A 26904-nucleotide genomic window follows, 5' to 3' on the forward strand; every position below is an offset into this window, starting at 1 on the left:
GCAAAAATGCGGTGCCATTTACCGGACCTTCAACGTTGTCGAGGTAACACCATCCCCTAAGTCCTGTTGCTGGAAGAACATTTGGATCTGAGTTTCGCCCGTTTCGACCGTGGTTCCACGGTCACCACCCTGCCGACGGAGCTGGCCGTGTTGCTGGCGGCTGCGACCGGGCGGCAGGCGGCGACGCCGACGGCGCGACTGCAGACCCGACTGGCATGGAACCGCGCGCCGGTGTCCCTGCTCAATCCGGCGGACGGGGCGTTCAACGGGTGGACTGCCGCCCTGCTGAGGGCATGTGTCGTACCGGAACACCGGCCCGTCGCGAAGGGATGGCACGATGCGAACGGATGAAGACGATGTTTACCTAGCCGTTTTAGCCGATGTTCAACCGCGTTCGCGTATGACCGCGCAAGAAGGTTTGAGGGGGCGACCCCGGCTCGAGGTCCAGTATGATTGAGAACCACAAAATCCGTCCGGCAAAAGTGATCGGTCCGCTCGGCGAACCGCTGACGATCGATTCGCTGCCGCCGCCCGATACGACCCGCTGGGTCGTGCGACGCAAGGCGGAAGTGGTCGCAGCGGTCAATGGCGGCCTGCTGAGCGTCGACGACGTGTGCCAGCGCTACAACCTGTCGGCGGAGGAATTCGCCAGCTGGCAGCGCGCGGTCGACCGGTCGGGGATGCCGGGCCTGCGCGTGACGCGGATCCAGCACTACAAGTCCCTGTATGAGCGGCAGCAGCGCAAATATTGAGCCTATCAGTTAAAACGGAGGCGGAACAAGCCGGACGTTTGTGAGTCTTTCCCTCAGTACTCCCGGTACGAAATTGCCGGGTTGCAGGCAGCAATGGAGGGACGTCACATGGGTATCATCATCTGGCTGGTTGTTGGTGGCATCGTCGGCTGGCTCGCCAGCATCATCATGCGGACCGATGCGCAGCAGGGCATCATCCTGAACGTCGTCGTCGGCATCGTCGGTGCCGTGATCGCCGGTTTCGTGACCGGTGCGAACATCAACAACGGCATCACCGTGATGAGCTTCCTGTATTCGCTGGTCGGCGCGATCGTGCTGCTGGCAATCGTGAACCTCGTGCGTCGCGGTTCGGTGCGCTAAGCACCTGCCGTAACGGTACAGGATACGGGCCGTCCCTGTCGGGGCGGCCCGTTTTCGTTGGTCAGCCGCCGACCAGATCGGCAAGATTGGCGCGCATCGACACGCGGACGCCCGCCGGATCGTAACAGATTTCACTGTCCCCCGTTCCCGCCAGGCCCAGCCGCAACAGCTTCGACCCGAACCCCCGGCGGGCCGGTTGCTGCACCGACGGGCCACCGCATTCCCGCCACGTCATGCTCAGCTGATCGTCGGCCACCTGCCAGTCGAGCAGCACCGACCCTTCGACGGTCGACAGCGCGCCATATTTGACCGCGTTGGTGCCCAGTTCGTGCAGCATCAACGCCAGCGCCAGCGCCGCCCGGGCGCCGAGCGCCACGTCGGGACCGGTCAGCGTAATGCGGTCGTCGCAGCCGAACACCGCCATTACCTGTCCGATGGTCGTCGCCATGTCGGCACCAACCCAGTTGCGTTCGACCAGCACGTCATGCGCCACGCCCAGCGCCTGCAACCGGCGTTCGAACGCGTCGAGCGGCGCGCGGTCGACCGACCCGCGCAGCGTCTGCGAGGCGATCGCCTGCACCATCGACAGGGTGTTCTTCAGCCGGTGAGCGAGTTCTTGGATCAGCAGATTCTGCCGCGCTTCCGATTCGACCTGCGCCATGCCGACCTCGACCCGGTCGGCCACCTTGCGCAGGAACACGATTTCCTCCCCGGTCCATTGGCGCGGACCGGTCATGCAGACGAGGAATGCGGAAACGATTCGTCCGTCGCGGCGCACCGGTACGATGACGAACGCGCCGATGCCGCGCGCGATCAGCGCATCGGCATGCCCCGCCGTCCGACGATCGTGCTGGACATCCGCGACCACTATCGCGTCGCCCCGTCCGATATCGCCCGCCAGTTCACCGAAGGTGTCGAGCGCCTGTCGCCCCGTTAGCGACGCGCCGCCGGTCACGGTCCAGTCGGGACCGATTTCCACCTGCGTCAGACCGGCGTCGATCCGGCCGAACCCGGCACAGCTGACGTCCAGCGCCTGCCCGATCAGCGCCGACGCCGCCCGCGCGACATCGGCGACATCGTGGCAGTCGCGCAGCAGGTCGCCGAGCTGGATCAGCGCGGACTGGCGGCCATCCGCTGCGCGTTCGGCGGTGATGTCGCGCAGGATCGCGCCGAACCGGTCGCCCTCGATGCGGAAACAATGGCCGCGGAACCAGCGGCGCAGATGGGGGATGTGGTGGACGAAACCGATCGGCACGCCGTCCGACAGCATGCCGTGCAATTCGTCGGCCCAGTGCGCGGGGGCAGCCGGATCGAGCCGCCGTCCGGTCAGTGCCAGCATCCGTTCGCGGTCCACGCCCGACAGCGCGAACCACGCCGGATTGGCGTCGACGAACTGCCAATCGACCACCTGCCCGTCCGGGTCGCGGATCGCCTCGCCCAATGCAAAGCCGTCGCTGATATTTTCGAACAGTCGCTGCCAGCGTTGCTCGTTGCCGCTCAGCGCCGCCTCGGTCTCGGCGATGCGGCGCAGGGTTTCGTCGCGTTCGGCGAGCAGCCGTCGCAGTTCGAGCGTGGTTACCGCCTGCCGCGCGAGCCGCAGCAGCATGTCGCGCTGGGTGTTGCTCAACCCTTGGGGACGGGCGACGACATCGATCACGCACAGCGTCCCGACCGGAACCCCTTCGGCAATGCGCAGCGGCACGCCGGCATAGAAGCGGATATGCGGTTCCCCTGTCACGATCCCGCTGTTGCAGGTACGCGGATCGGTCGAGAGGTCGGGAATGACGAGGATGTCTTCGACATCGAGCGCGAGGGTGCAGATCGCATCGCCCAGCGACGTGCCGCACAGATCGGTGCCGACCGCCGCCACGAACCATTGCTGGTCCGCCGCGAGCAGGGTGACCAGCGCCACCGGCGCTTCGCAGATTTCGGCGGCAAGCCGGGCAAGGTCGTCCTGCCCGCCATCGCCAATCGCCTCGATCAGCCGATAGTCGCGGATCGCGGCGAACCGCCGGTCCGATCCGGTCGTATCGATCGTCGCCCCCATGTCTCGTCGCCCCTGTGGCCGGGATCGGGATAGCAATTTACCCGAAACGACACAAGGGCCGCGCAGTCTTGGCACGGCCCTTGCAAACTTATGATAACCGAGTGGCGGTTCAAGCCGATTCGGCCGCCTTGCTCCGCGCGGCGAAACTCTTGCGCAGCTTTTGCAGCTTGGGCGGGATCACCGCCAGGCAATAGGGATTACGCTGGCCTTCGCCGTCCCAATATTCCTGATGATAATCCTCGGCCGGATACCAGGTGGCGAGCGGTTCGATGGTCGTGACGATCGTGCCACGCCCTTCGCCCGCGCGCTCGATCCCGGCACGCGCCGCCGCTTCCTGTTCCGGCGAATGGGGGAAGATCGCCGAGCGATACTGGGTGCCGACGTCGTTGCCCTGCCGGTTCAGCTGCGTCGGATCATGCGTCGCGAAGAAAATGTCGAGCAGATCGTCGTAACCGATGACGGCCGGGTCATAGGTGATGCGGATAGCCTCGGCATGGCCGGTGTCGCCACCGCACACCTGCTTGTAGGTCGGATGCTCAACCGTGCCGCCGATATAGCCGCTTTCGACCTGCTCCACGCCGATCACGTCGCGAAACACCGCCTCGGTGCACCAGAAACATCCGCCGGCGAAGGTCGCCTGTTCGGTAGCCATTGCGTAATCTCCTTTGGTCGCAGAGATAGGCGCGCATCACGGCGACGCAATCGGGGGTACGGTAATGGGCAAGGTTCTGGTCACGGGCGGTGCGGGCTATATCGGCAGCCATGCGGTGCTGGCGCTGCTCGACGCGGGCCATGAGGTGGTGGTGGTCGACAACCTCGTCACGGGCTTCGACTGGGCGGTCGATCCGCGCGCGACATTGGTCGTGGCCGATATCAGCGACGACGTGGCGGTGCGCGCGGCGATGCGCGACCATGACGTCCATGCCATCCTGCACTTCGCCGGATCGGTGGTGGTGCCGGAGTCGGTCGAGAACCCGCTAAAATATTATCGCAACAACACCGCCGCCTCGCGCAGCCTGATCGAGAGCGCGGTGGGCGAGGGGGTGAAGCACTTCATCTTCTCCTCGACCGCCGCGACCTACGGCATACCCGAAGTCGTGCCCGTGCGCGAGGACAGCCCGAAACAGCCGATCAATCCGTACGGCATGTCGAAGCTGATGACCGAGATCATGCTGGCCGACGTCGCCGCCGCGCATCCGATCAACTATGCGGCACTGCGTTACTTCAACGTAGCGGGCGCCGATCCGCAGGGGCGCAGCGGCCAGTCGACGGCGGGTGCGACCCATCTCATCAAGGTCGCGGTCGAGGCGGCGACCGGCAAGCGCGGCCATGTGGGCGTCTATGGCACCGATTTCGCGACCCCCGACGGGACCGGCGTGCGCGACTATATCCACGTCACCGACTTGGCCGATGCCCATGTCCATGCACTCGACCTGCTGATGGCCGATCCGGCGAAGAGCCACACGATGAACGCGGGCTATGGCCGCGGTTATTCGGTGCTCGAAGTGCTCGACGCGGTCGACCGGGTGACGAACATGACGATCGACCGCCGGCTGGAAGGCCGCCGCGCCGGCGATCCCGACGCGCTGGTCGCCGACAACAGCACGATCCTCGCCACCCTGCCATGGCGGCCGCAGCATGCCGATCTCGACCAGATCGTGCGCGACGCGCTGGCGTGGGAGCGCAAGTTGGCGGAGCGGAGCGGCCAATAGCCGAGGCGTGCCCCCGCGCGGGCGGGGGTCCGGAGCCCCGAACGCAACCGGTGCAAGAAGCAACCCTGGATTCCCGCCTGCCCGGGAATACGGTAGTGGCCGGTGGCGCGCTTACCGGTCCGGCAACACCTGATCCGCGACGCCCCAGCCGGTCAGCAGTCGGCTGTCGGCGCGCTTCAGCAGTTCGTCGGCGTCGCGGATCGTCCAGCGGCCTGCGCTGTCGATGTCGTCCAGCTCGCGCCACGCGACCGGGGCCGCCACCGGCGCGCCGGTCCTTGCGCGGGCCGAATAGGGTAGCACGGCGGTACTGCCGCGCTGGTTGCGCAGCCAGTCGATGAAGATGCGTCCTTTCCGCTTCGCCTTCGCCATCGTCGCTACGAAGCGGTCCGGCTCGGCCTGCGCCAGCGCGCGGGAGAAGCGGTCGGCGAAATCCTTGACCGTCGGCCACTCGGCTTGCGGGGTGAGGGGAACGACGACATGGACCCCCTTGCCGCCCGACAGCATCGCGAAGCTCGCCAGCCCCAGATCGCCCAGATGCCGGCTGATATCATGTGCCGCGCGCTTCACATCGGCAAAGTCCAGCCCCTCGTCGGGATCGAGGTCGAACACCATCCGGTCGGGCCGCTCGACATCGCCGACGCCCGATCCCCAGCCATGGAATTCGATCGTCCCCATCTGCACGCAGGACAGCAGCCCGGCGGCATCGCGGACATAGAGATACGGTTCGCGCTTCCCCTCCTTCTCCGCAATATCGATCGCATGGACCGCATCGCCGAAGCTGCCGGCGTCGTGTTTCTGGAAGAAGCACGCCTTGCCCCGCCCCTGCGGACAGCGCACCAGGCTGAGCGGCCGGTCGGCGGCTGCGGGCAGCAGCAACGGCGCGACCCGCTCGACATAGGCTGCCAGATCGCCCTTGGTCAGCCGGTCGCCGGGAAAGATCACCCGCTCGGGATGGCTGATGCGCACCGCCGGCGCGGCATCGGCGGCGACCGGCGTTTCGCGCACCACGTCCTTGGCCGCCTTGTCCCCCCGCAAGGCAATGAAGCTCGCATGGCGCACCAGCCCGTCGGCGGTGAATTCGGCAAAGGCGATCTCCGCCACCAGCTTCGGCGTGACCCAGCGCGCACCCCGGCGTTGCACGGCGGGCAGCTCGACTGGTGGCGTCTTGCGCGCCAGCGGGGCCAGTGCCGCCGCCACCTCCGCCATGTTCGCCGCGTCGAATCCGGTGCCGACCTTGCCGGCATAGCGCAGGCCGCCTTCCTCCTGCACACCCAGCAACAACGACTTGAACGGCCGCCCCTTCGCCTCGCTCGGCAGCCAGCCGAGGATGACGAATTCCTGCCGATGGGTGCATTTGACCTTCAGCCAGCTGCGCGAGCGGGTGCCGCGATAGGGGGCATCGGCGCGCTTCGACACGATCCCCTCGAACCCCTCCGCACACATCGCCGCGAACAGCTTCTCGCCCGACCCGGTGACATGGTCGGAATAGGCGATGCGCGGATCGGCCCCGGCCAGCACCCGCTGCAACCGCTCCTTGCGCCGCACCAGCGCCTCGTCGCGTCGGTCGCCATCGGCATCGCGCAGCAGGTCGAAGGCGAAGCAGCGCATTTCCCCACCGTCCTTGATCGCCGCCTGCAAGGTCGAGAAATCGGGCTTGCCGTCTTTCAGCGCGACCACCTCGCCATCGAGCAACAGGCCCGGCGGCAGGCTTGCCGCCGCCTCGGCAATGCCGGGAAACTTCGCCGTCCAGTCCAGCCCGGTGCGGGTGTAGAGTCTGGGACCGGTGCCACCGGTCGCGATCAGGATGCGATAACCGTCATATTTCACCTCGTGCAGCCATTCGCCGCCCGTCGGCACCGCATCGACCAACGTCGCAAGCTGCGGTTCGACGAACGCCGGGCGCTTCGCTTCGGCCGCCACCTTGCGCGGGGCGGGCTTGCTCTCGGCAATCTCCTCCATCGTCCGCCCGGTGGTCACGCTGGTCAGCATCGTTGCAGTCAGCGTGTCGGTGCCGCCCGCTTCCCCATCGGCGACCTTGCGCAACAGCCAGTTCTCGCGCTTCTCCTTGCCACGGGGCTTGAGCCGGACCAGCAGCCATTCGCCGCGCATCCGCGTGCCCGCCAGCACGAAATGGAGATGCCCCTTCTTCAAATCCGTCGCCGATTTGCCCGCGACCGGCGACCAGGTGCCCTCGTCCCACAACATCACCGTGCCGCCGCCATATTCGCCCGCCGGGATCACCCCTTCGAACCCGGCATAATCGAGCGGATGATCCTCGGTGCGTACCGCCAGCCGCTTCTGATCGGGGTCGAGACTGGGTCCGCGCGTCACCGCCCAGCTTTTGAGCACCCCGTCCACCTCCAGCCGGAAATCATAGTGTAGCCGTGTGGCGTCATGCTTCTGCACGACGAAGCGGTTGCCTTGCCCCTTGGCCAGCGTCCCCGCTGGCTCGGCGGTGCGCGCGAAATCGCGCTTGGCGTTATAGGTGGCCAGCGGATCGGACTTGCGCGCCATGTCAGGCCCGCTTGCGCGTCGTGGCGGCCTTCTTCGCCGGTGCGCGCTTCTTCGGCGTGGTCTTCTTCGCCGGTGCCTTGGCCGCCGGCTTCTCGAGCGATTTCTTGAGCGCCGCCATCAGGTCGACGACATTGCCGCCGCTCGGTCGATCTTCGTTGGGGTCGGTATCGACGATCTTACGCCCCTTCGCCTTGGCCTTGCGCTCGATCAGGTCCTTCAACGCATCGACATAGCGGTCGTGAAACTCCTGCGGGTCGAACGCGGCGGTCTTCTTGGCGATCAGCGTCTCGGCCAGGTCGAGCAGATCGGCATCGGGCCTGGCATCGGGAATGTCGCGGAAATAGGACTGGGCGCGATTGACCTCGTCGGCATAGCGGAGCGTCTCCAGCACCAGCCCGCGCCCGCACGGCTTCAGGCTGACGACATATTCCCGGCCGCGCAGCGCCAGCTGGCCCAGCCCGACCTTCTTCGTGCGCTTCAACGCCTCGCGCAGCACGACGAACGCTTCCTCGGCAAGGTCGTCGGCGGGCACCACGAAATAGGGTTTCTCGTAATAGATCACGTCGATCTCATGCGCGTCGACGAACTGGGTCAGCTCCAGCGTCTTCTTCGACTCCAGCTTGACCGCGTCGATCTCGTCCTGGTCGAGCAGGACATATTCGCCCTTTTCGAGCTGGTATCCCTTCATGATCTCGTCCGGGTCGACCGGGCCGATGCCGGTCACCGATTTCTCGTAATGGATCGGCTTGCCGCTGGGTTCGTGAATCTGGCGAAAGCTGATGCTCGCCCCCGATTTGGTGGCGCTGTAGATTTCGACCGGGATCGATACGAGGGCGAGGCGAATCTGCCCCTGCCAATATGCGCGTGCCGTCATGCCGGTTGTCCCGAAATCGTTGCTCAACCGATTCAATTCGCAGGGGAAAGAGTCGTTCCGCGGCGCTGCCCATCGGGCCGGGGTGAAATCGCCTGCGAAAGGGCGTATGGGCGGGCCATGACCGATCCCTTTGCCCTGTTCGACGAGTGGTTCGCCGAGGCGCAGACCAGCGAGCCGAACGACCCCAATGCCATGGCGCTCGCCACCGCCGATGCCGCGGGGAGGCCGTCGGTGCGGATGGTGCTGCTGAAAGGGCATGGCCGCGACGGATTCGTGTTCTATACCAATCGCGAAGGGCGCAAGGCCGGCGATCTGGCCGCCAATCCCAACGCGGCGCTGCTGTTCCACTGGAAGTCGCTGCGCCGGCAGATCCGGATCGAGGGGCCGGTGACGCTCGCCTCCGACGCCGAATCCGACGCCTATTTCGCCTCGCGCGGGCGCGATTCGCAGCTGGGGGCATGGGCCTCCGAACAGTCGCGCCCCCTCGACAGCCGCGACACGTTCGAAGCACGCTTCGCCGAGGTACAGGCGCGATTCGACGGGCAGGACGTGCCGCGCCCGCCCTTCTGGGGCGGATACCGGGTTACCCCGCGGACGATCGAGTTCTGGCAGGACCGCGCGCACCGGCTGCACGAACGCCGGGTCTTTACCGCGACCGACGACGGCTGGAGCCAAGGACTGTTGTTCCCGTGACCGAGACCGAACGCAAGCGGGTGATCCCACTCGCCACCCGCGCCGCCATCGCGTCGGTGACGATGGCGCTGTTCCTGCTGGGGCTGAAGGGCTTTGCCGCATGGCATACCGGGTCGGTGGCGATGCTCGGCAGCCTTGCCGATACCGCGCTCGACCTGCTCGCCAGCCTCGTGACCCTGTACGGCGTGCGCCTCGCCGCGACGCCCGCCGATCACGACCATCGCTTCGGCCATGGCAAGGCGGAGGCGCTGGCCGCGCTGTTCCAGGTCATGCTCATCACCGCATCGGCGGCGGGTATCGCGTGGCGCGCCATCGCCGCGTTCGGCGCGCCGGGCGAGACGCAGGACGTGGAGTTCGGCATCGGCGTGTCGGTGATCGCGATGATCGCCACCTTCGCACTGCTGGCGTATCAGAAGTCGATCATCAACCGCACCGGATCGGTCGCGATCCGTGCCGACAATGTCCATTATCAGAGCGACCTGCTGCTCAACCTCGCGGTCATCGTCGCGATGGTGCTCGACCAGATTTTCGGGATTCGCGGCGCCGATCCGGTGATGGGCATCCTGATCGCGCTATGGCTGGGCTGGGGCGCGTTCCAGGCGTCGAGCCAGGCGATCGACCAGCTGATGGACAAGGAATGGCCGGAGGAGGAGCGCCGCGCCTTCCTCGACGTCGCCGCCCGGCAGGAGGGGCTGCGCGGCATCCACGACTTCCGCACCCGCCGGTCGGGCAGCCACGATTTCGCGCAGTTCCACATGGAGGTCGCCCGGGACATGACCGTCGCCGATGCGCATGACGTGGTCGAAGGGGTCGAACGCGCGCTGCGCCAGGCATTCCCCAAGGTCGAGGTGCTGATCCATCTTGACCCCGAAGGCCATGTCGACACCGACAATCCGCTGGTCGAGGCGGACGTGACGCCGCACTGGTTCGGCAAGCGCGTGGGAAGCTATTGATGGCGATGCCCTTCACCGTGGTCGACGCCTTTGCCGACAGGCCCTTCGCGGGCAATCCGGCGGCGGTGATGCCGCTCGACGCATGGCCCGACGATGCGCTGCTCCAGTCGATCGCGCTGGAGCATAACCTGTCCGAAACCGCCTTCGTCGTGCCGGCAAGCGACGGCGAGGCGGAGTACGAACTGCGCTGGTTCACGCCGACCGTCGAGATCGCGATGTGCGGCCATGCCACGCTCGCCAGCGGCCATGTGCTGATGGGGACGCGCGACGCGGTGCGGTTCGCGACACGCAAGGCGGGGGTGCTGATCGTTCGGCGGGAGGGCGATGGCTATACGCTCGACCTGCCGGTGACGCGGGTTGCGCCTGCCCCCGATGTGGCGTTGCTGGCGGCGCTGGGCGTCGAGGGCGAGGTGTTCGCGAGCGTGTCGGGCGCGCAGGAAACCAGCATCATCCTGGTGAAGGATGCGGCGACGGTGCACGCCTGCACGCCCGACATGGCGGCGCTGTCGGCCTGTCACGTCATGGCGATCGTCACTGCGCCGGGCGATATCGCCGATGTCGTCAGCCGCGTCTTCGTGCCCGCCTGGGGCGTGGACGAAGACCCGGTGACCGGATCGGCGCATGCCGCGCTCACCCCGTTCTGGGCAGAGCGTCTGGGCCGCGACCGCTTCACCGCGTTTCAGGCGAGCGCACGCGGCGGGCATCTGACCTGCACGCTGGACGGGGATCGCGCGGTGCTGGGCGGACAGTGCGTGACGGTGATGCGCGGCGAGCTGCTGCTGTAAGCCCGGCTTGGGCGCGGCCAATGTGGGATTGGTGGCAATTCGCAACCTGCTCCCCATCTCTCTCGAATGACCCGCTATTCGATGCTCGACCTCGTCCCCGTCCGTCAGGGGGGCACCCCAGGCGAAGCGCTCGCCGCCGCCGCCGACCTTGCCGCCCATGCCGAGGCGGAGGGATTTCACCGCTACTGGGTGGCCGAACATCACGGCATGCCGGGAATTGCCAGCGCGGCGACGGCGGTGGTGATCGGCCATGTCGCCGCCGCGACGAAGGCGATCCGCGTCGGTGCGGGTGGCATCATGCTGCCCAACCATGCGCCGCTGACCATCGCCGAACAGTTCGGGACGCTCGACGCGCTCTATCCGGGGCGGATCGACCTGGGGCTGGGCCGTGCGCCGGGATCGGACCAGATGGTTGCGCGGGCGCTGCGCCGCACGCTGGACAGCGACCCCAACGCCTTCCCGCAGGACGTCGTCGAATTGCAGAGCTATTTCGCGGACGACGGCCGCACCGGCATCCGCGCGGTGCCGGGCGCCGGTGCCAACATCGACCTGTGGATATTGGGGTCGTCGCTGTTCGGCGCGCAACTCGCGGCCATGCTCGGCCTCCCCTACGCCTTTGCCTCGCACTTCGCCCCCGCCGCGCTCGACCAGGCGCTGGAGGCGTATCGGCGTAACTTTCGTCCCTCTTCGGTGCTCGACAAACCCTATGCCGCCGCCGCGTTCAACGTGCTGGCAGCGGATACCGACGAAGAGGCCCGGCTGCTCGCCAGCTCGACCGAACAGATGTTCGTCGCGATCCGTACCGGCCAGCCGATCGAACTGCCCCCGCCCGTCGCGAACTACCGCTCGCAGATCGGGGCGCAGGGCAATGCGATCCTCGACCATGTGCTTGAATGCTCGGCGATCGGCGGACCGGACACGGTGCGGGCGGGACTGGCGAAGTTCATCGAGCGGACGCAGGTGGACGAGGTAATCGTGACCGGCGCGATGTTCGATCCGGCGGCGCGCAAGCGGAGTGCGTCGATCGCGGCGGCAGCGATGCGGGGGTTGTAGGCTCCGTCCCCCGTCCCCCGTCCCCCGTCCCCCGTTTGCTTCGAGCGCAGGTTCGAGCCTGTCGAGAACCGTAGTCGAGAAGGGGTTGCCCCAAACGCATGGTTCTCGACGGGCGCTTCTCGACAAGCTCGAAGCTGCTCGAACCGAACGGAGGGAGACGGGGGTTACGCCGACGGCAACCTCAGCCGCACCAGCAACCCGCCCAGATCCTCGCTCTCCTCGAGCGACGCTGTACCCTCGTAAATCTCCGCCACGTCGCGCACGATGGCGAGGCCGAGACCGGTGCCGGGTTTGCCCGAATCGAGCCGCACGCCGCGATCGAAAATGCGCAGCCGGTCCGCCTCCGGAATGCCGCGACCGTCGTCCTCGACCAGCAGTTCGACGAAGCCCGCATCGGCACGCGCGGTGACGAAGACGCTGCCGCCGCCATATTTGGCGGCATTCTCGACCAGGTTGCCGAGGATTTCGTCGAGGTCCTGCCGCTCGATCCGGGCGATCAGGTCCTTCTGCCCGTCCACGTCGATGCGGACATTGGGATAGAGCCGGGCGACGGCGCGTTCGACCGCCTCGACCGAGGCCCATACGTCCGCCCGGCTGTGTGCCGATCCGCGCCGCCCGACCGCGCGGGCGCGGGCGAGGTGGTGGTCGACCTGCCGGCGCATCGTCCGCGCTTCGCGGATCACCGTGTCGGCAAGGTCGTCCTGTCCCGCGGCGGAGGCATTCATGATGACGGTCAGCGGGGTTTTCAGCGCATGGGCAAGGTTGCCGGCATGGCGCCGCGCCTCCTCCGCCTGCTTGTCGTTATGTTCGACCAGCGCGTTCAGTTCCTCGACCAAGGGTGCGACCTCGGCCGGCATCGCCCCTTCGACCCGCGCCGATTGGCCTGCGCGCAACCGGGCGATCGCATCGCGAACGGCGCGCAAGGGCAGCAGGCCGTACCAGGTCTGGAGCGTCGCCATGACGATCAGCCCCAGCCCCAGCAGCGCGAACGAGCGCACCAGCGTCTTGCGCAAAGCCGCGATCAACCCGTCGAGCACGTCGCGCGATTCGGCCACCTGAAACCGCCAGACGGTCGGCGATCCGGGCAGCGTCAGGTCGCGTTCGACGATGCGCAATTTCTGGTCGGGGAACGGCCGCGCGTCATAGACATGGACGTCGGTATAGCGCTTGCCATCGACCGGCAGTTTGCGGTCCCACAGCGAGCGCGACGGCCAAGTCTCGTGCCCCGGCCCGCTCACCTGCCAGTAGAGGCCGGAATAGGGTTCGAGGAAGCGCTGATCCGACAGCTGCCGGTTGAACGTCACCTCGCCCGTCGAATCGATCTCCGCCGACACGATCAGCGAATTGAGCAGATATTCGAGCCCGTCATCGGTGTTGCGGGTCACCGCCGACACCAGCACCCGGTCGAGCGCGAAGCCGCCACCGGCCAGCAGCAGCATGATCCACAGCGCCGCGACGAGGATCATCCGCCGCGACAGCGATCCCGTCACCCGGACATAGGTGCGCGGGGCAGGATCGGTGCCGCTCGTCATGACGCTCGCTTCAGTCCTCCGCGCCCGCCGGCTTCGGCGCGCCCGGTTCGTCGAGGCTGTAGCCCAGACCCCGGATCGTCGTGATGACGTCGGCGCCCAGCTTCTTGCGGATGCGCGTCACGAACACCTCGATCGTGTTCGAATCGCGGTCGAAATCCTGGTCGTAGATATGCTCGATCAGCTCGGTGCGGCTGACCACCTTGCCCTTGTGGTGGAGCAGGTACGACAGGAGCTTGTATTCCTGGGCGGTCAGCTTCACCGGTTCGCCGGCCTTGGTCACCTTGCCCGAGCGGGTGTCGAGGCGGATGTCGCCGGCGGTCAGTTCGGCCGAGGCATTGCCCGAGGCGCGGCGGATCAGCGCGCGCAGGCGGGCGATCAGTTCCTCGGTCTGGAACGGCTTGGCGACATAATCGTCGGCGCCCGCATCCAGCCCGGCGACCTTGTCCGACCAGCTGTCGCGCGCGGTCAGCACCAGCACGGGGGCGGTGCGCCCTTCCTTGCGCCAGCGATCGAGCACGGTCAGCCCGTCGAACTCGGGCAGGCCCAGGTCGAGGATGATCGCGTCATAGGTTTCAGTGGACCCGAGGAAATGCCCCTCCTCGCCATCGGTGGCGAGGTCGACGGCATAGCCCGCACCCTCCAGCGTGGCGCGCAGCTGGCGGCCGAGATTGGGTTCGTCCTCGACGATCAGGACGCGCATCGGCTGTTCTCCCCTAGTTGCTTAACGGCTGCGGCCGGTAACCTGACCGGTCCGGGCATCGACATCGACCCAGATCACCGCCCCATCGCGCAGGAATTTGAGCGTGTAAATCCCGCGATCGGGATCATAGTCGAAGCCGAGATACTGGGCACCGCGCATCTGTGGCAGGACGCGGCGTTCGATCTCGCGCATCGGCAGGATGCGGCCCTCCGCCCGCGCGGTGCGCGCGGCCTGGTGATCGCGCAGCACCTGGTCGGGCAATGCCTGCGCATTTCCCGACACCGCCAGCAATCCCAGCACAAGGAACCGAACGACCATCGACATGAGGCGTGGCATAGGGGCAACGCGTTGAACAGCCCGTGAATAGGGCAGACAGGCTGGCGTAACTTGCTTCGTTCGCGAGTGCGGCTTACCTGCCACACATGGCTGCACCGATATTGTCCTATGAGGGCCTTGGATTGATCCAGGGCAATGGCTGGCTGTTTCGCGGGCTCGACATCCATGTCGGCACACGCGACCGGCTGGCGCTGATCGGGCGCAACGGGGCGGGCAAGACGACGCTGCTGAAGCTGATCGCGGGGGGAATCGATGCCGACGAGGGGCGCCGGACGATCGTGCCGGGCACCCATGTCGTGCTGCTGGAGCAGGACCCGAAGGTCGATGGCTACGCGACCTTGCGCGACTTTGCGCTCAGGGGGCCGCGGGCGCCGGCCGAGCATGAGGTCGATGCGATCGCCGACCAGCTGGGCATCGACCTGAACCGCGAAGCCGCCACCGCTTCCGGAGGCGAGCGGCGGCGGGCAGCGATCGCCCGCGCGCTGGCCGAGAATCCCGACGTGCTGCTGCTCGACGAACCGACCAACCATCTCGACCTGTCGGCAATCGAATGGCTCGAGGAATGGCTGAACCGCTATAATGGCGCGTTCATCGTCATCAGCCACGACCGGACCTTCCTGACGCGGCTGACCAAGTCGACCTTGTGGCTCGACCGCGGTGGTATCCGTCGGGCGGAGATCGGGTTCGGCGGGTTCGAGGCATGGATGGAACAGGCCGCCGCCGAAGAGGAGCGCGCCGCGCAACGGCTCGACGCGAAGCTCAAGATCGAGGAGCATTGGCTCCACCGTGGCGTCACCGCGCGACGCAAGCGCAACATGGGGCGGCTGGAAAAGCTGCATGAACTGCGCGCCCAGCGCGCGGCGATGCAGGGGCCGCAGGGCACGGCCAAGATCCAGGTCGAAGCCGACGATACCAAGACCAAGGTCGTGATCGACGCCGAGCATGTGACCAAGGCGTTCGGCGACCGGACGGTCCTCAAGGACTTTTCGCTGCGGGTGCGGCGCGGCGACCGGATCGGCATCGTCGGCGGCAATGGTGCGGGCAAAACGACGCTGCTGCGGCTGCTGACCGGCGATCTGGACCCGGACGCGGGCAAGATCATGCGCGCGCAGACGCTGGACGGGATCGTCATCGATCAGCAGCGCAAGCTGATGGCACCGGAAAAGCGGGTGCGCGACGTACTGGCGGACGGTGGCGACTGGATCGAGGTCAATGGCTCCAAGAAGCACGTCCATGGCTATCTGAAGGAATTCCTGTTCGATCCGTCGATCGCCGAAGCGCGGATCGGCACGCTGTCGGGGGGCGAGCGGTCGCGGCTGCTGCTGGCGCGGGAATTTGCGCGGCCGTCGAACCTGCTGGTGCTGGACGAACCGACCAACGACCTCGACCTCGAGACGCTCGATCTGTTGCAGGAGGTGATCGGCGATTATGCCGGGACCGTGCTGATCGTCAGCCACGACCGCGACTTTCTCGACCGGACGGTGACGGTGACGCTGGGGCTGGATGGTTCGGGCCATGTCGATGTCGTGCCGGGCGGCTATGCCGACTGGGTCGCGAAGCGGCGCGAGCGGACGGTGGCGAAGGCGAAGGTCGCCAAGCCGGTCGAGGCGGTAGCGAAGCCCAAATCGACCAAGATGAGCTACAAGGACCAGCGCGACCTCGACCTGCTGCCCGGCCGGATCGAGGAGCTGGAGGCGGCGATCGCGCGGGACGAGGCGCTGCTGGCCGATCCGGCGCTGTACACGAAGGACCCGAAGCGCTTCGCCGCGCTCACCGCGCAGATCGACAAGGCACGCGCGGAGAAGGATGCCGCCGAGGAACGCTGGCTGGCGCTGGCCGAGATGGCCGAGGCGTAAGGCTCCTCCCCGTGCGGGGAAGGACCTTTACACCGCTTTCCCGTGCCGGCCGGCCAGGTCGGTCACATATTGCCACGCCACCCGGCCCGAGCGGCTGCCGCGCTTTGTCGCCCAGTTGATCGCTTCCTGCGCATCGAACGGCAGGTTATAGGCGGCGCAATAGCGTTCGACGATCGCGACATAATGGTCCTGATCGACGACGTGGAAGCCCAAGGACAGGCCGAAGCGGTCGGCGAGTGCCAGCGCATCGTCGATGCCGTCGCGCGGGTTGATGGCGCTGTCCTGTTCCTTGAGGTCGCGGGGTACGAGGTGGCGGCGGTTGGCGGTGACGATCAGGCGGACGTTGCCGGGCCGTCCCTCGGTGCCACCCTCCAGCAGCGAGCGCAGCGCGCGGCCATCGGCAGGGGTGTCGAAGCCGAGATCGTCGACGAATACCGCAAAGGCGCGCGGCACGGCGGCCAGCAGCGCGAACAGGCGGGGCAGTCCGGCCAGCGCGTTGGCCGGTGCCTCGACCAGCGCCAGTGCGCCGCCGGTCGCCTGCACCTGCCCGACCGCGGCCTTGACCAGTGCCGACTTGCCGGTGCCGCGTGCGCCCCAGAGCAGCACGTCATGCGCCGCCGCGCCGGCCGCCAGCCGGGTGAGATTGTCGGTCAACGCCGTCTTCTGCGCGTCGATGCCGACCAGCCGGTCGAGCGGAAGCGGGCGGAAGCTGCGTGCCGCACGCAGCACCATGCCGTCCCAGCCATAGGCGGGATGGCCCAGCGGATCGGCGGCGGGTGGCGGCGGAGGCGACAGGCGTTCGAGCGCCTCGGCGATGCGGAGCAGCGGGTCGGTCATGGGGCGGCCCTAGCGCAAAGGCCCAGGGCACGTCATCCCGGCCTTGCGCCGACGTCCCGCCTTTGATCGAACGCAGAAGAAGAAGCGGGACCCCGGATCAAGTCCGGGGTGACGGGTTTGGTGATCTCAGCTCCCGGCGATCAGCGTTTGTGCCGCTGCGCGGTCGGCGAAGCGGGCGTCGGCCAGTGCCGCCTGCGCATTGGCGATGGCGACCGGGCGGTTGCCGGCGGCGTCGGCGATCTGGGCCATGTGCCAGCGGATCGTGGCATCGCCGGGCGACAGCCGCACCGCCTTGACCGCCAGCGGCACCGCTGCCCCCACATTGTCACCGGCATAGAGCGCCCAGCCGAGCGCATCGGCCGTCATCGGGTTGGACGGAGCGAGCGCATAGGCCGCGCTGGCATAGCCCTGTGCCGCCTCCGGCTCGCCCGCGCCGGCATAGGCGAAGGCGAGCAGCGCCAGCACCGCCGCGTCGCGATCGCCGATGCGTTCGCGCAAGCGCTCGAGCGTCTCGATCGCCGCGTCATGCTCACCCGCCGCGACCTGCCATTCGCCCAGCAGGCGGAGCGCGACGACATTGCCGGGGTTCTGGGTCAGGAACAGCGACAGGGTGGCGCTCGCCTGATCGCGCTGCCCGGCGCGGTCGCGGGCATCGACCAGCCGCAGCATCGTGGCTTCGTCGAAGCGAGTGGCGGCGGCACGGGCATAGGCGGTCGCCGCCTCTCCCATCCGCCCCGCCCCGGCCAGCGCATCGCCCAGCACCAGTTGTGCGGCGGGCGAGCCGGAATTGGCATCGGCCAGCGCCTGCGCCGCCGACAGGGCGCCGGCCGCATCGCCGCTTGCCGACAGCGCGCGGACATAGGGCAGCGCCGCCGCCGGATTGCCCGGCGCGGCGGCCGCGTCGTTGGCGAGCGTCGCGAGATTCTCGCCGGTGGCAAAGGCACCCGAGCGGCCGCGGGTCAGGGCGGCGGCACGGTCGAACAGCGGCGCGGCATTGGCGCGGTCGCCGATCCGCTCCAGCGCGCGGGCGGCGAGCAGCAGTGTGTAGCTGTCGGCATCGCTGCGCGAGGCGACCGGCAGGATGGTGTCGAACGCCTCGCGCGCCGAATCGGTTTGCAGCAGCGCCAGCGCCAGCAGCTTGCGCGCGGTGATGTTAGTCGGTTGCCGTGCGACGAGTTCGCGTAAGGGGATAGCCGCCTGTGCCTCTTCGCCGGCGGCGAGGCCGATCGAGCCGCTGAGCAGCAGCGCGCCGGGCATGCCCGCCAGCCCCCGCCCCGCCTTGTCCAGCACGCTGCGCGCGGTCGCGAGGTCGCCGGCGCGCGCCGCGAGCACCGATTGCAGGTACAGCCCCTGCGGACTGCCCGGCCGCACCGCCATCGCCCGGCGTACCGCCACCAGCATGTCGCGGGCGCGCCCAACATCGCCGAGCGTCGCGGCATAGTCGATCAACGTGTCATGGGCGTAGGGGTCGCGCGCCAAGGCCGATTCGAACCATGGCAGCGCGGCGACGAGGCCATATTGCGTCCGCATCGTCTGTGCCCGGAGCCGCAGCGCGTCGGGCGAGGCGGGGTCGGCGCGGACGGCGGCGGCACTGGCGTTGATCGCGCCGACCATGTCGCCCGCATCCTGCTGCATCCGGCCGAGCGCGACCCACGCAAATGCGTCGCGCGGGGCTGCTGCGACCCGGTCTTCCAGCGTCGACAGCCCGGCGCGGACATCGCCGCCGGCCGCCAGCGCCTGGGCGCGGATGGTCGTGGCATAGCCGCGATAGCGCGGGGTGGTGCGGTCGGCCTCGGCAATCGCGCCGGCAGGATCGCCCTGCAGCAAGCGGGCATGGGCGTAGAGCTGATGCGCGCGGGCGACAGCGAACCCGGCCTTGGTCGCGCGGTCGAGCGATGCCTGCGCCCCCGCCCCGTCGCCCAGCGCCAGTTGCGTGCGGGCCAGCACCGCCTGCGCAAAGCCCGATGCCGGATCGGCCTCGGTCGCGGCACGGGCACGGTCGCGAGCCACGGTCCAGTGGCCGGCTTCGAACTGCGCCAATGCCTGCGCGACCCGGGTCCGCGCATCGGCGTCGGCACGCGCCGGCAGCACGCCGCCGAGCGAGGCCAGCGCGGCGGCGACGACCGCCAGCCCGCCCATGCCCAGCAGCGCGCGGAACGATCGGTCAGGGTTGCAGGTCATAGCTCTTCATCAGGTCATAGAGGGTCGGGCGGCTGATGCCGAGCAGGCGGGCGGTGCCCGAGATATTGCCCTGCGCCTGTGCCAGCGCCGAGCGGATCGCCGAGCGGTCCGCTGCTTCCCGCACCGCCTTCAGGTTGATCGGGCCGGACGCCATGTCGGGACTGGCGAGGTCGAGATCGGCGGCGGTCACCGCCTTGCCATCGGCCATGATCGCGGCGCGCTTCACCCGGTTCTCCAGCTCGCGGACATTGCCGGGCCAGCCCCATGCCTCGATCGCGGCCAGCGCATCGGGGGCGAAGCGCTTCGGCCCCAGCCCCATCTGCGCGGCGTGGCGGTCGAGGAAGTGGCGGGCGAGCAAGGCGGGATCGCCGGGCCGTTCGGACAGCGAGGGGATGCGGACGACGATCTCGGCAAGGCGGTAATAGAGGTCCTCGCGGAAGCGGCCGTCGGCGACCATCGCGTCGATGTCCTGATGCGTCGCGCAGACGATGCGGGTGTCGACCGGGATGGCTTTCCGCCCGCCGATGCGTTCGATCACCCGTTCCTGGAGGAAGCGCAGCAGCTTCACCTGCAAGGGCAGCGGCACGTCGCCGATCTCGTCGAGGAACAGCGTGCCGCCCGCGGCCTGTTCGATCTTGCCTTCGGTGGTCTTCACCGCACCGGTGAACGCGCCCTTTTCATGGCCGAACAGCTCGCTTTCGAGCAGGGTTTCGGGGATGGCGGCGCAGTTGATCGCGACGAAATTGCCGCGCTTGCGCCGCGATGCGTCATGGACGCCGCGCGCGAGCAGTTCCTTGCCGGTACCCGATGCGCCGAGCAGCATCACCGAGACGTCGGCCGGGGCGACGCGTTCGATGGTGCGGGTGACCTTCAGCATTTCGGGCGCGGCGGTGATCATGCCGCCCAGCACCGCCTGCCCCTCGATCCGGTCGGCGAGACGGCGGTTCTCTGCCTCCAGCGCATGGACGTGGAAGGCGCGCGCGACGATCAGGCCCAGCGCGTCGATGTCGATCGGCTTGGCATAGAAATCCCATGCGCCCAGATCGATGGCGCGCAGCGCGCTCGACCGGTCGCCATGGCCGCTCGCCACCACGACCTTGGTATCGGGCTTCATGGCGAGGATGGCTTCCATCGTCGCGAAGCCTTCGCTCACCCCGTCGGGATCGGGCGGCAGGCCGAGGTCGAGGGTGACGACCTGCGGTTCCTCGGCGCGGACGGCGGCGATCGCCGCCTCGCGGTCGCCGGCGACGACGATGTCATAGCCCTCATAGGCCCAGCGCAACTGGCGTTGCAGCCCGGCATCGTCCTCGACGATCAACAGGCATTTGCGTGTCGTCATGCCGCCTGCTCCAATGTGGGCGTCGCCGCCGCCAGCGTGACGCGGAAGCGCGAGCCGCGCCCCGGATGGCTCTCCACCTCGATCGTGCCGCCCATGGCGTGGGCCAGCTGCCGCGCCTCGAACGCGCCGATGCCGAAGCCGGTCGGCTTGGACGAGACGAAGGGGCGGAACAGATCGTCGCGGACGAACTGCTGGGTCATGCCGGCGCCGGTGTCGACCACGTCGATCCACACCCGGTCGCCGTCCTGCCCCAGCACCACGCGCACCGGATCAGGGCCGCCGGCATCCAATGCGTTCAGCACCAGATGGTCGAGCACCTGTTGCAGCCGGGCGGGATCGGCCGCGGCGTGGAGGGTGCTCGTCCCCTCCACCACCACTGCCCCGCGCGCCCGAAAGCGCTGGACCGACTGGGCGGCGATCGTCGCCAGCGCGACGGCGCGCGGCGCTTCGATGCGGGGCGGTTCGCGTTCGGACAGGCGGGCGAGCAGGTCGTTCATGCGGGTCGCCGATTCGTTCAGCGTCGCGACCATGTCGGCGCGGAAGTCGGGATTGTCGGCGTGGCGCGGGGCGTTGCGCGCAACGAGGCTCAGCTGGCTCACGATATTCTTCACGTCATGCAGGATGAAGGCGAAGCGGCGATTGAATTCCTCGAACCGGCGCGCTTCGGACAGGGCGGACTGGGCGCGTTCCTCGGCCAGGTAGCTGGCGACCTGTCGCCCGGCGATACGCAGCAGGTCGAAATCCTCCCAGTCGAGCGAGCGGGCGAGGATCGGCCGGGCGAGCAGGATCGCGCCCATCAACCGCCCGAGATGCGGGAGCGGCACGACCACCCACGCATCGGGATGGTCGAGCATCGCATCGGGCACCGCCGCGCGCTCCGGGTCTTCGGGGTGGTCGCGCAACGGATCGAGTTCGAGGATGCGCCCGGTCGCCTGGAGATAGGTCGCCAGCCGCGCGCCGCCGGCGGTGTCGGGCAGCGCCGCCCCGTCCCAGCACCACGACGCCTGGAGCGACAGCGTATCGCCATCGGCGACCAGCAGGAGGCCGGCGGGCGAATCGGTCAGGTCGCCGACCGCCTTGATCAGCCGTTCGTCGAGCGGGGCGCCGCCCTTGGGCTCACCCAGCGTTTCGGTAAAGCGGGTCCATTCGGCGCGATAGTCGTAGCGGTGGCGGAAGAGGTGCTTGACCAGCTTCACCTTGATCCACGCGCGCAGCCAGCCCGACGAGGCGGCGGTCAGCACCGCGACGGTCGATCCGAAGACGAAGGCGGTCTGCGCGATCCGGGCATGGGAGCCGCCCAGCGCCTCGATCAGGCTGGTCGCCATGATCGTGATCGCGCAATAGGCGACGAGCCCGAGCAGCGACAGGGTGTGGAAGGTCGCGGTGCGCGAGAATTGCACGCCGCCATCGCCGGGCCGCGACAGGGCGAGGCCGACCAGCAGCGCCATGGCCGCGACGCCCACGCCCCGCGCGGCGATCAGCTCGGCCGGGACGCCGCCGAACAGATAGCTGGCGATGCTGGCATTGACGTCGATCAGCCAGAAGGCGCCGGCCGTCACCAGCACCAGCCGGGTCGCGGCCGAGGCGGTCGAGCGGAACAGGCCGTGCAGCAGCAGCAGCGCCCCCAGCGCCGCGAGCATGCCGAGCACCGTCGCGACATCGCCGATCAGGCCGGCGACCGTGGCGTTGCGCGCGCTCGCGCCGATCAGCTCGAGCAGCAGCTGCGCGACGTCGACCACCGCCACCGCGCCATAAGCCATGGTCCGCCCGAGCGCTTCGCCCCCCCGCGTGCCGGTGCGCCGCTGGATCGCGAACAGCAGCACCAGCCAGCCGAGCGTGCGCAAGCCGGCCAGCAGATGCGTCAGCGGATGGTCGGTGGCGATCCCCGCCACCGCCAGCGCCCACAAGGCGGTCAGCGCCAGCGCGACCGACAGCCAGCGGCGCGGCAGCGCGCCATCGGCCGGACCATGGCGTGCAGCCCAGAAGGCCAGCGCGCCGAACAGCAGCGCGGCGATGGCATGGCCCCAGACGACGACCCCGGTCAGCATCGCATCAGCGCGCCCCGCCCGACCAGATCACGACCCGGATCGTCTGGAGCAGGATCAGCAGGTCGAGGAAGGGCGAATAGTTCTTGGCATAATAGAGGTCGTATTCGAGCTTCTGCCGCGCATCGTCGATCGACGCGCCATAGGGATAGTTGATCTGCGCCCAGCCGGTGATGCCCGGCTTCACCATGTGCCGTTCGGCATAATAGGGCAGCTTTTCCTCCAGCGAGGAGACGAATTCGGGGCGTTCGGGGCGGGGGCCGACAAAGCTCATCTCGCCGATCAGCACGCTCCAGCATTGCGGCAGTTCGTCGATCCGCGTCTTGCGCAGGATGCGGCCGATCCGGGTGATGCGCGGGTCGTTCTTTTCGGCCCAGACGGCCGAACCGGCCGCCTCCGCATCGGTGCGCATCGAGCGCAGCTTGGGGATGTCGAAGCCGCTGCTGTACAGCCCGACGCGGCGCTGGCGGTAGAAGACCGGTCCGCGGCTGTCGAGCTTCACCGCCAGCGCCGCCAGCAGGATCACCGGCAGCGTCAGCGCGAGCAGCAGCAGGCTGGCGGCGATGTCGAACATCCGCTTGAACACGCTCGACACCATCCGCCCCGACGAGAAGCCGTCCGAAAAGATCAGCCATGACGGGTTGACGCTGTCGAGGTCGACGCGGCCCGTCTCGCGTTCGAGGAAGGTCGAGATTTCGTTGACGTGCACGCCCGTCGTGCGGATGCGCAGCAGGTCCTTGAGCGGCAGCGCGTTGCGCCGCTCCTCCAGCGCCAGCACGACTTCGGAGGCGCCGAGCAGCACGACATGGTCGGCGAGGTTGTAGATCGCGTCGCGGGCGATCGCTTCGGGGATGACCCGGTTCGCCTCGCTCATCGCGATATAGCCGACGACGACGAAGCCCGCACCGGGGCGCTGGCCGAGGTCCTTGAGCCGCTGTGCGCGCGGGCCGGCGCCCAGCACGATCACCCGCCGCTTGAACGCCTGTCCGCCCAGCAGCGTGCCGGTGACGATGCGCAGCAGGAGCAGGAGCACCGCGGCGAAGCCGACCGCATAGAGCAGGTTCGAGCGCCAGAAGGTGATGCCCGGCGCCACGAAGAACAGCACCGCGAGGAAGATGACGCCCAGCAGGATCGCCACGATCAGGCGCGCAGCGGCGAACTTCACCGATTGCAGCGCGTCGGTGCCGTACACCCCGACCGCGACCATCGCGATTTCCAGGCTGAGCGCGAAGCTCGCCAATTGCGGGATGCGGGTGTGGATCGGCTCCACCGCCATGCCGATCTGCATCGCGCGCGTGATCCAGCCCAGTTCGGCCGCCACGAGCAGCGCGGCGATGTCGAGCAGGCCGAGCAGCAGCACGGCATGGGGGATGTAATGCTTGAACAGCCGAATCATCGCGGCGATCCCGATACAGGTGTAAGGCAATCCGACACCCACCCGCTATGCCGCGAAAGCGCAAAGAAATACTGAACGCCACGATGACGCCGTTCGCCATTGTGGTCCGACCGCAACAGTTGTGGCGACTGGTCCCGCCTGTTCAGCCGGCGATCAGCATGGGCGCAGCATTGTCGCTGTTCGAACGGGACCGGACGGCGAATCCCCCTTCCCTTCGTCATCCAGCCATCTAGGCTGGCGTCAGTTCATGGAGTGGATGTGATGCGGGTACGGATCGGGGCGGCGTTGGGCGTGTTGGCGATACTGTCGGCCTGTGGCGGCGGCGGTGGTGGCGGGGGCAGCGTGACCGGCGGCAGTCCGGCGCCGACCCCGGCGCCCACCGCCACGCCGACCCCCACCCCGACGACCACGGCGGGCTGTTCGCTGCGCGAGCGGCAGGACTGGGCGCTCGCGCAGCTGCGCGAATGGTATCTCTTCCCCGAAACGCTGCCGGCCAATCCCAATCCGGCGGCGTTCTCGAACGTCGACGACTATATCGATTCGCTGACCGCGACGGCGCGGGCGCAGCGCAAGGACCGGTATTTCACCTATCTGACGTCGATCAAGGAAGAGGATGCCTATTACAGCTCGGGCGCGACCGCCGGGTTCGGCACCCGCTTCGCGCTCGACCAGACCGGGCGGCGGCTGTTCGTGATCGAATCGTTCGAAGACGCGCCGGCGCTGGGCGCCGGGATCGATCGCGGGACCGAGATCCTGCAGATCGGCACGTCGACCAGCAATTTGCGCAACGTATCGACGATCATCGATTCGGAAGGGACCGCCGGGCTGAACGCGGCACTTGGCCCCGATACGCCGGGCACGGCGCGGGTGTTCCAGTTCCGCACCATCGCGGGCGAGACCAAGACCGCGACGGTGACCCAGACCGACTTCTCGCTCCTGCCCGTCTCCACCCGCTATGGCGCCAAGGTGCTGACCGACGGCGGCAAGAAGGTCGGCTATATCAACCTGCGCACCTTCATCGATTCGGCCGAGGCACCGCTCAAGGACGCCTTTGCCAGTTTCCGGGCGCAGGGCATCAACGAGTTCATCATCGACTTCCGCTACAATGGCGGCGGGCTGATCTCGATCGCGAACCTGATGGGCGACCTGATGGGCGGCGGCAAGTCGACGAACGACGTGTATAGCTATACCAGCTATCGTCCCGAAAAGGCGTCGCGCAACACGGTCAAGTATTTCGCGCCGACCGCCCAGTCGGTTACCCCGACCAAGATCGCCTTTATCGGCACCGGGCGGACCGCATCGGCCAGCGAGCTCGTCATCAACGGCTTCGTGCCCTATCTCGGCAACAACATGGCGCTGATCGGCACCAACACTTATGGCAAGCCGGTCGGACAGATCCCGGTCGACCGGGCGAACTGCGACGACCGGCTGCGCATCGTCGCGCTGGCGGTGCAGAATTCGGCGCGGTCGGCGGCCTATTATGACGGCCTCGCGACGACGGTGCCCAATACCTGCCAGGCGAGCGACGACATCAGCTATCCGCTGGGCGACAATCGCGAACAGTCGGTCGCCCGCGCGCTCGACTTCCTTGCGGGCCGTACGTGCAGCCGCATCTCCGCCTCGACCGGCAGCAGCGCGCAGCGCGAGACGGTGCGCTTCGACGAGCGCACGCTGCTGCAGCCTGCCCGGCCGAACACGGCGCAGCGCGAGGTGCCGGGGTTGTTCTGACCGTGGTCGCTCGGCTACGCCTTCGATCATGAGAGGCGGTGCCGGCCCGCTCCCCCGCCCCACCACCTACGCCAGTATGGTGATGGGTGGGGGAGCGGGCTGGCACCGCATCCGCGTGAGCGGATCGAAAGGGCCAGGCCATGAGCGACGACGACTATATCTATGACGAAGCGAGCGGCGAGTGGATGCCGGCGTCGCAGGTCGCCGCCGCGCCGGCCGATGACGACGCGGTCGTGGTGCGCGATGCGGTGGGCAATGTGCTGGCCGATGGCGATCAGGTGACGCTGATCAAGGACCTGACCGTCAAGGGCGCGGGGCAGACGCTCAAGCGCGGGACGCTCATCAAGTCGATCCGCCTGACCGGCGATGCGCAGGAGATCGACTGCAAGTTCGACGGGATCAAGGGGCTGGTGCTGCGCGCCGAGTTCGTGCGCAAGCGGGCATGATCCCGAGCGCGATCGACCCGAGCTGGGCGGACGCGCTCGGCCCCGTCTTTGCCAGTCCGGGGATGGCGGCGCTGCGCGACTATCTGAAGGCCGAGAAGGCGGCGGGGAAGCGCATCCTGCCGCACAGCGCCGACTGGTTCACCGCACTCTCCCTCACCCCGCTCGACAAGGTGCGGGTCGTGATCCTGGGGCAGGACCCCTATCACGGGCCGGGACAGGCGCATGGGCTGTCCTTTTCGGTGCGGCCGGGGGTGGCGGTGCCGCCGTCGCTGCGCAACATCTACAAGGAGCTGCACAGCGACTTGGGCGTAGTGCCGCCCGCGCACGGCTTTCTGGAGCATTGGGCGCGGCAGGGGGTGCTGCTGCTGAACGCGGTGCTGACCGTCGAGCAGGGCCGCGCCGCCGCCCATGCCGGCCGGGGGTGGGAGGCGCTGACCGATGCGGTGGTCCATGCCGTCGCCGAACAGGGCCGGCCGAGCGTCTTCCTGCTATGGGGCGCGCATGCCCAGAAGAAGGCGGGCTTCGTCCGCGACGTTTCCGCCGGGGGGCGGCATCTGGTGCTGAAAAGCCGCCACCCCTCCCCGCTGTCGGCGCATAGCGGGTGGTTCGGCAGCCGCCCGTTCAGCCAGGCGAACGCGTTCCTCGAGGCGCAGGGACGCGGCAGCATCGACTGGGCGATCCCCCCGCTCGATACGCAGACGGAACCATCGGCCCTTCCAAGCGATTGAACACGCTTGTCCGCCACAGGGGCGGGATCAAAGAGGG

Annotated in this window: 24 protein-coding genes; 12 read left to right on the top strand and 12 right to left on the bottom strand. The window is 68.1% G+C overall.

Annotated features, from left to right (window positions below; genetic code table 11):
* Window positions 1–81 precede the first annotated feature (81 nt).
* From AVT10_RS13175 to AVT10_RS13185, 3 genes are all read left to right on the top strand, one after another.
* Window positions 82–351: a hypothetical protein gene (locus AVT10_RS13175; RefSeq protein ID WP_198158589.1), complete on the top strand. Its 270-nt coding sequence runs from the start codon at window positions 82–84 to the stop codon at window positions 349–351.
* A 98-nt stretch (window positions 352–449) separates the two neighbouring features.
* Entirely contained in the window at window positions 450–752 is a 303-nt protein-coding gene (gene sciP / locus AVT10_RS13180; protein WP_066692240.1) for a CtrA inhibitor SciP, read from the top strand.
* A 108-nt stretch (window positions 753–860) separates the two neighbouring features.
* Window positions 861–1112 carry a GlsB/YeaQ/YmgE family stress response membrane protein gene (locus AVT10_RS13185; RefSeq protein ID WP_066692242.1) on the top strand — a complete coding sequence of 84 codons (252 nt, stop codon included), beginning with the start codon at window positions 861–863 and terminating at the stop codon, window positions 1110–1112.
* Window positions 1113–1173: 61 nt separating this feature from the next.
* Here AVT10_RS13185 and AVT10_RS13190 read toward each other — a convergent pair whose 3' ends face one another.
* The gene (locus AVT10_RS13190; protein ID WP_066692245.1) at window positions 1174–3159 is read right to left on the bottom strand and encodes an HWE histidine kinase domain-containing protein; all 1986 of its coding nucleotides are present in this window, start codon (window positions 3157–3159) and stop codon (window positions 1174–1176) included.
* Between the two features lie 109 nt (window positions 3160–3268).
* Window positions 3269–3811 (bottom strand): peptide-methionine (S)-S-oxide reductase MsrA, encoded by a 543-nt coding sequence (gene msrA, locus AVT10_RS13195; protein WP_066692247.1) that lies wholly within the window; start codon window positions 3809–3811, stop codon window positions 3269–3271.
* Window positions 3812–3875: 64 nt separating this feature from the next.
* On the opposite strand from msrA, the gene galE reads away from it, so the two are divergent.
* Window positions 3876–4871, top strand: a complete 996-nt coding sequence (galE, locus tag AVT10_RS13200) for a UDP-glucose 4-epimerase GalE (protein WP_066692249.1) — start codon at window positions 3876–3878, stop codon at window positions 4869–4871.
* A gap of 111 nt (window positions 4872–4982) precedes the next feature.
* Here galE and ligD read toward each other — a convergent pair whose 3' ends face one another.
* Together ligD and ku are read right to left on the bottom strand one after the other, a co-directional pair.
* Window positions 4983–7385 (bottom strand): DNA ligase D, encoded by a 2403-nt coding sequence (gene ligD, locus AVT10_RS13205; protein ID WP_066692250.1) that lies wholly within the window; start codon window positions 7383–7385, stop codon window positions 4983–4985.
* Between the two features lies 1 nt (window position 7386).
* Window positions 7387–8259, bottom strand: a complete 873-nt coding sequence (gene ku / locus AVT10_RS13210) for a non-homologous end joining protein Ku (RefSeq protein WP_066692799.1) — start codon at window positions 8257–8259, stop codon at window positions 7387–7389.
* 117 nt (window positions 8260–8376) lie between these two features.
* Here ku and pdxH point away from each other — a divergent pair, with 117 nt between their 5' ends.
* From pdxH to AVT10_RS13230, 4 genes are all read left to right on the top strand, one after another.
* Entirely contained in the window at window positions 8377–8952 is a 576-nt protein-coding gene (pdxH, locus tag AVT10_RS13215) for a pyridoxamine 5'-phosphate oxidase (RefSeq protein WP_066692252.1), read from the top strand.
* Window positions 8949–9905: a cation diffusion facilitator family transporter gene (locus AVT10_RS13220; protein ID WP_066692255.1), complete on the top strand. Its 957-nt coding sequence runs from the start codon at window positions 8949–8951 to the stop codon at window positions 9903–9905. The genes pdxH and AVT10_RS13220 overlap by 4 nt, the downstream gene beginning before the upstream one ends.
* Window positions 9905–10690: a PhzF family phenazine biosynthesis protein gene (locus AVT10_RS13225; RefSeq protein WP_066692258.1), complete on the top strand. Its 786-nt coding sequence runs from the start codon at window positions 9905–9907 to the stop codon at window positions 10688–10690. Before AVT10_RS13220 ends, AVT10_RS13225 begins: the two co-directional genes overlap by 1 nt.
* A gap of 66 nt (window positions 10691–10756) precedes the next feature.
* Window positions 10757–11743: an LLM class flavin-dependent oxidoreductase gene (locus AVT10_RS13230; RefSeq protein WP_066692261.1), complete on the top strand. Its 987-nt coding sequence runs from the start codon at window positions 10757–10759 to the stop codon at window positions 11741–11743.
* A gap of 164 nt (window positions 11744–11907) precedes the next feature.
* Here AVT10_RS13230 and AVT10_RS13235 read toward each other — a convergent pair whose 3' ends face one another.
* From AVT10_RS13235 to AVT10_RS13245, 3 genes are read right to left on the bottom strand one after another with little or no spacing between them, the layout of a single operon-like run.
* Window positions 11908–13275 carry a sensor histidine kinase gene (locus tag AVT10_RS13235; protein ID WP_066692264.1) on the bottom strand — a complete coding sequence of 456 codons (1368 nt, stop codon included), beginning with the start codon at window positions 13273–13275 and terminating at the stop codon, window positions 11908–11910.
* A 10-nt stretch (window positions 13276–13285) separates the two neighbouring features.
* Window positions 13286–13975, bottom strand: coding sequence for a response regulator transcription factor (locus AVT10_RS13240; protein ID WP_066692267.1), 690 nt, complete (start codon window positions 13973–13975; stop codon window positions 13286–13288).
* Between the two features lie 21 nt (window positions 13976–13996).
* Window positions 13997–14299 carry a PepSY domain-containing protein gene (locus AVT10_RS13245; protein ID WP_126012367.1) on the bottom strand — a complete coding sequence of 101 codons (303 nt, stop codon included), beginning with the start codon at window positions 14297–14299 and terminating at the stop codon, window positions 13997–13999.
* Window positions 14300–14397: 98 nt separating this feature from the next.
* Here AVT10_RS13245 and AVT10_RS13250 point away from each other — a divergent pair, with 98 nt between their 5' ends.
* Window positions 14398–16167, top strand: a complete 1770-nt coding sequence (locus AVT10_RS13250) for an ATP-binding cassette domain-containing protein (protein WP_066692273.1) — start codon at window positions 14398–14400, stop codon at window positions 16165–16167.
* 27 nt (window positions 16168–16194) lie between these two features.
* Here the strand turns inward: AVT10_RS13250 and AVT10_RS13255 are convergent, their stop codons facing one another.
* The 5 genes from AVT10_RS13255 to AVT10_RS13275 form a co-directional block, all read right to left on the bottom strand.
* A complete protein-coding gene (locus AVT10_RS13255; RefSeq protein ID WP_066692277.1) occupies window positions 16195–17004 on the bottom strand; it encodes an ATP-binding protein in 810 nt (269 codons plus the stop codon).
* 126 nt (window positions 17005–17130) lie between these two features.
* Window positions 17131–19185 (bottom strand): tetratricopeptide repeat protein, encoded by a 2055-nt coding sequence (locus tag AVT10_RS13260; protein ID WP_232308024.1) that lies wholly within the window; start codon window positions 19183–19185, stop codon window positions 17131–17133.
* Window positions 19169–20524: a PEP-CTERM-box response regulator transcription factor gene (prsR, locus tag AVT10_RS13265; RefSeq protein WP_066692280.1), complete on the bottom strand. Its 1356-nt coding sequence runs from the start codon at window positions 20522–20524 to the stop codon at window positions 19169–19171. The genes AVT10_RS13260 and prsR overlap by 17 nt, the downstream gene beginning before the upstream one ends.
* On the bottom strand, window positions 20521–22572 hold the full coding sequence (prsK, locus tag AVT10_RS13270; RefSeq protein ID WP_066692282.1) for an XrtA/PEP-CTERM system histidine kinase PrsK: 2052 nt from the start codon (window positions 22570–22572) through the stop codon (window positions 20521–20523). Before prsK ends, prsR begins: the two co-directional genes overlap by 4 nt.
* Before the next feature lie 4 nt (window positions 22573–22576).
* Complete coding sequence (locus AVT10_RS13275) at window positions 22577–23965, bottom strand: TIGR03013 family XrtA/PEP-CTERM system glycosyltransferase (RefSeq protein ID WP_066692291.1); 1389 nt, start codon at window positions 23963–23965, stop codon at window positions 22577–22579.
* Window positions 23966–24226: 261 nt separating this feature from the next.
* Between AVT10_RS13275 and AVT10_RS13280 the strand changes: the two genes are divergently transcribed.
* The 3 genes from AVT10_RS13280 to ung all read left to right on the top strand — a co-directional run bounded on the left by AVT10_RS13280 (window position 24227) and on the right by ung (window position 26867).
* Window positions 24227–25693, top strand: coding sequence for a S41 family peptidase (locus tag AVT10_RS13280; RefSeq protein WP_066692294.1), 1467 nt, complete (start codon window positions 24227–24229; stop codon window positions 25691–25693).
* 140 nt (window positions 25694–25833) lie between these two features.
* On the top strand, window positions 25834–26139 hold the full coding sequence (locus AVT10_RS13285) for an alkylphosphonate utilization protein (protein ID WP_066692297.1): 306 nt from the start codon (window positions 25834–25836) through the stop codon (window positions 26137–26139).
* Window positions 26136–26867, top strand: a complete 732-nt coding sequence (gene ung / locus AVT10_RS13290) for a uracil-DNA glycosylase (RefSeq protein ID WP_066692300.1) — start codon at window positions 26136–26138, stop codon at window positions 26865–26867. Before AVT10_RS13285 ends, ung begins: the two co-directional genes overlap by 4 nt.
* The last annotated feature ends 37 nt before the right edge of the window (window positions 26868–26904 follow it).

The organism is Sphingomonas hankookensis, from assembly GCF_001619955.1.
Lineage (GTDB): Bacteria > Pseudomonadota > Alphaproteobacteria > Sphingomonadales > Sphingomonadaceae > Sphingomonas > Sphingomonas hankookensis_A.

What these genes read in the sequence shown, in the direction of transcription:
- sciP (WP_066692240.1), top strand. Translation starts at nt 450, where the DNA reads ATGATTGAGAACCACAAAATCCGTCCGGCAAAAGTGATCGGTCCGCTC.
- AVT10_RS13185 (WP_066692242.1), top strand. Translation starts at nt 861, where the DNA reads ATGGGTATCATCATCTGGCTGGTTGTTGGTGGCATCGTCGGCTGGCTC.
- AVT10_RS13190 (WP_066692245.1), bottom strand. Translation starts at nt 3,159, where the DNA reads ATGGGGGCGACGATCGATACGACCGGATCGGACCGGCGGTTCGCCGCG.
- msrA (WP_066692247.1), bottom strand. Translation starts at nt 3,811, where the DNA reads ATGGCTACCGAACAGGCGACCTTCGCCGGCGGATGTTTCTGGTGCACC.
- galE (WP_066692249.1), top strand. Translation starts at nt 3,876, where the DNA reads ATGGGCAAGGTTCTGGTCACGGGCGGTGCGGGCTATATCGGCAGCCAT.
- ligD (WP_066692250.1), bottom strand. Translation starts at nt 7,385, where the DNA reads ATGGCGCGCAAGTCCGATCCGCTGGCCACCTATAACGCCAAGCGCGAT.
- ku (WP_066692799.1), bottom strand. Translation starts at nt 8,259, where the DNA reads ATGACGGCACGCGCATATTGGCAGGGGCAGATTCGCCTCGCCCTCGTA.
- pdxH (WP_066692252.1), top strand. Translation starts at nt 8,377, where the DNA reads ATGACCGATCCCTTTGCCCTGTTCGACGAGTGGTTCGCCGAGGCGCAG.
- AVT10_RS13225 (WP_066692258.1), top strand. Translation starts at nt 9,905, where the DNA reads ATGGCGATGCCCTTCACCGTGGTCGACGCCTTTGCCGACAGGCCCTTC.
- AVT10_RS13230 (WP_066692261.1), top strand. Translation starts at nt 10,757, where the DNA reads ATGACCCGCTATTCGATGCTCGACCTCGTCCCCGTCCGTCAGGGGGGC.
- AVT10_RS13235 (WP_066692264.1), bottom strand. Translation starts at nt 13,275, where the DNA reads ATGACGAGCGGCACCGATCCTGCCCCGCGCACCTATGTCCGGGTGACG.
- AVT10_RS13240 (WP_066692267.1), bottom strand. Translation starts at nt 13,975, where the DNA reads ATGCGCGTCCTGATCGTCGAGGACGAACCCAATCTCGGCCGCCAGCTG.
- AVT10_RS13245 (WP_126012367.1), bottom strand. Translation starts at nt 14,299, where the DNA reads ATGTCGATGGTCGTTCGGTTCCTTGTGCTGGGATTGCTGGCGGTGTCG.
- AVT10_RS13250 (WP_066692273.1), top strand. Translation starts at nt 14,398, where the DNA reads ATGGCTGCACCGATATTGTCCTATGAGGGCCTTGGATTGATCCAGGGC.
- AVT10_RS13255 (WP_066692277.1), bottom strand. Translation starts at nt 17,004, where the DNA reads ATGACCGACCCGCTGCTCCGCATCGCCGAGGCGCTCGAACGCCTGTCG.
- AVT10_RS13260 (WP_232308024.1), bottom strand. Translation starts at nt 19,185, where the DNA reads ATGACCTGCAACCCTGACCGATCGTTCCGCGCGCTGCTGGGCATGGGC.
- prsR (WP_066692280.1), bottom strand. Translation starts at nt 20,524, where the DNA reads ATGACGACACGCAAATGCCTGTTGATCGTCGAGGACGATGCCGGGCTG.
- prsK (WP_066692282.1), bottom strand. Translation starts at nt 22,572, where the DNA reads ATGCTGACCGGGGTCGTCGTCTGGGGCCATGCCATCGCCGCGCTGCTG.
- AVT10_RS13275 (WP_066692291.1), bottom strand. Translation starts at nt 23,965, where the DNA reads ATGATTCGGCTGTTCAAGCATTACATCCCCCATGCCGTGCTGCTGCTC.
- AVT10_RS13280 (WP_066692294.1), top strand. Translation starts at nt 24,227, where the DNA reads ATGCGGGTACGGATCGGGGCGGCGTTGGGCGTGTTGGCGATACTGTCG.
- AVT10_RS13285 (WP_066692297.1), top strand. Translation starts at nt 25,834, where the DNA reads ATGAGCGACGACGACTATATCTATGACGAAGCGAGCGGCGAGTGGATG.
- ung (WP_066692300.1), top strand. Translation starts at nt 26,136, where the DNA reads ATGATCCCGAGCGCGATCGACCCGAGCTGGGCGGACGCGCTCGGCCCC.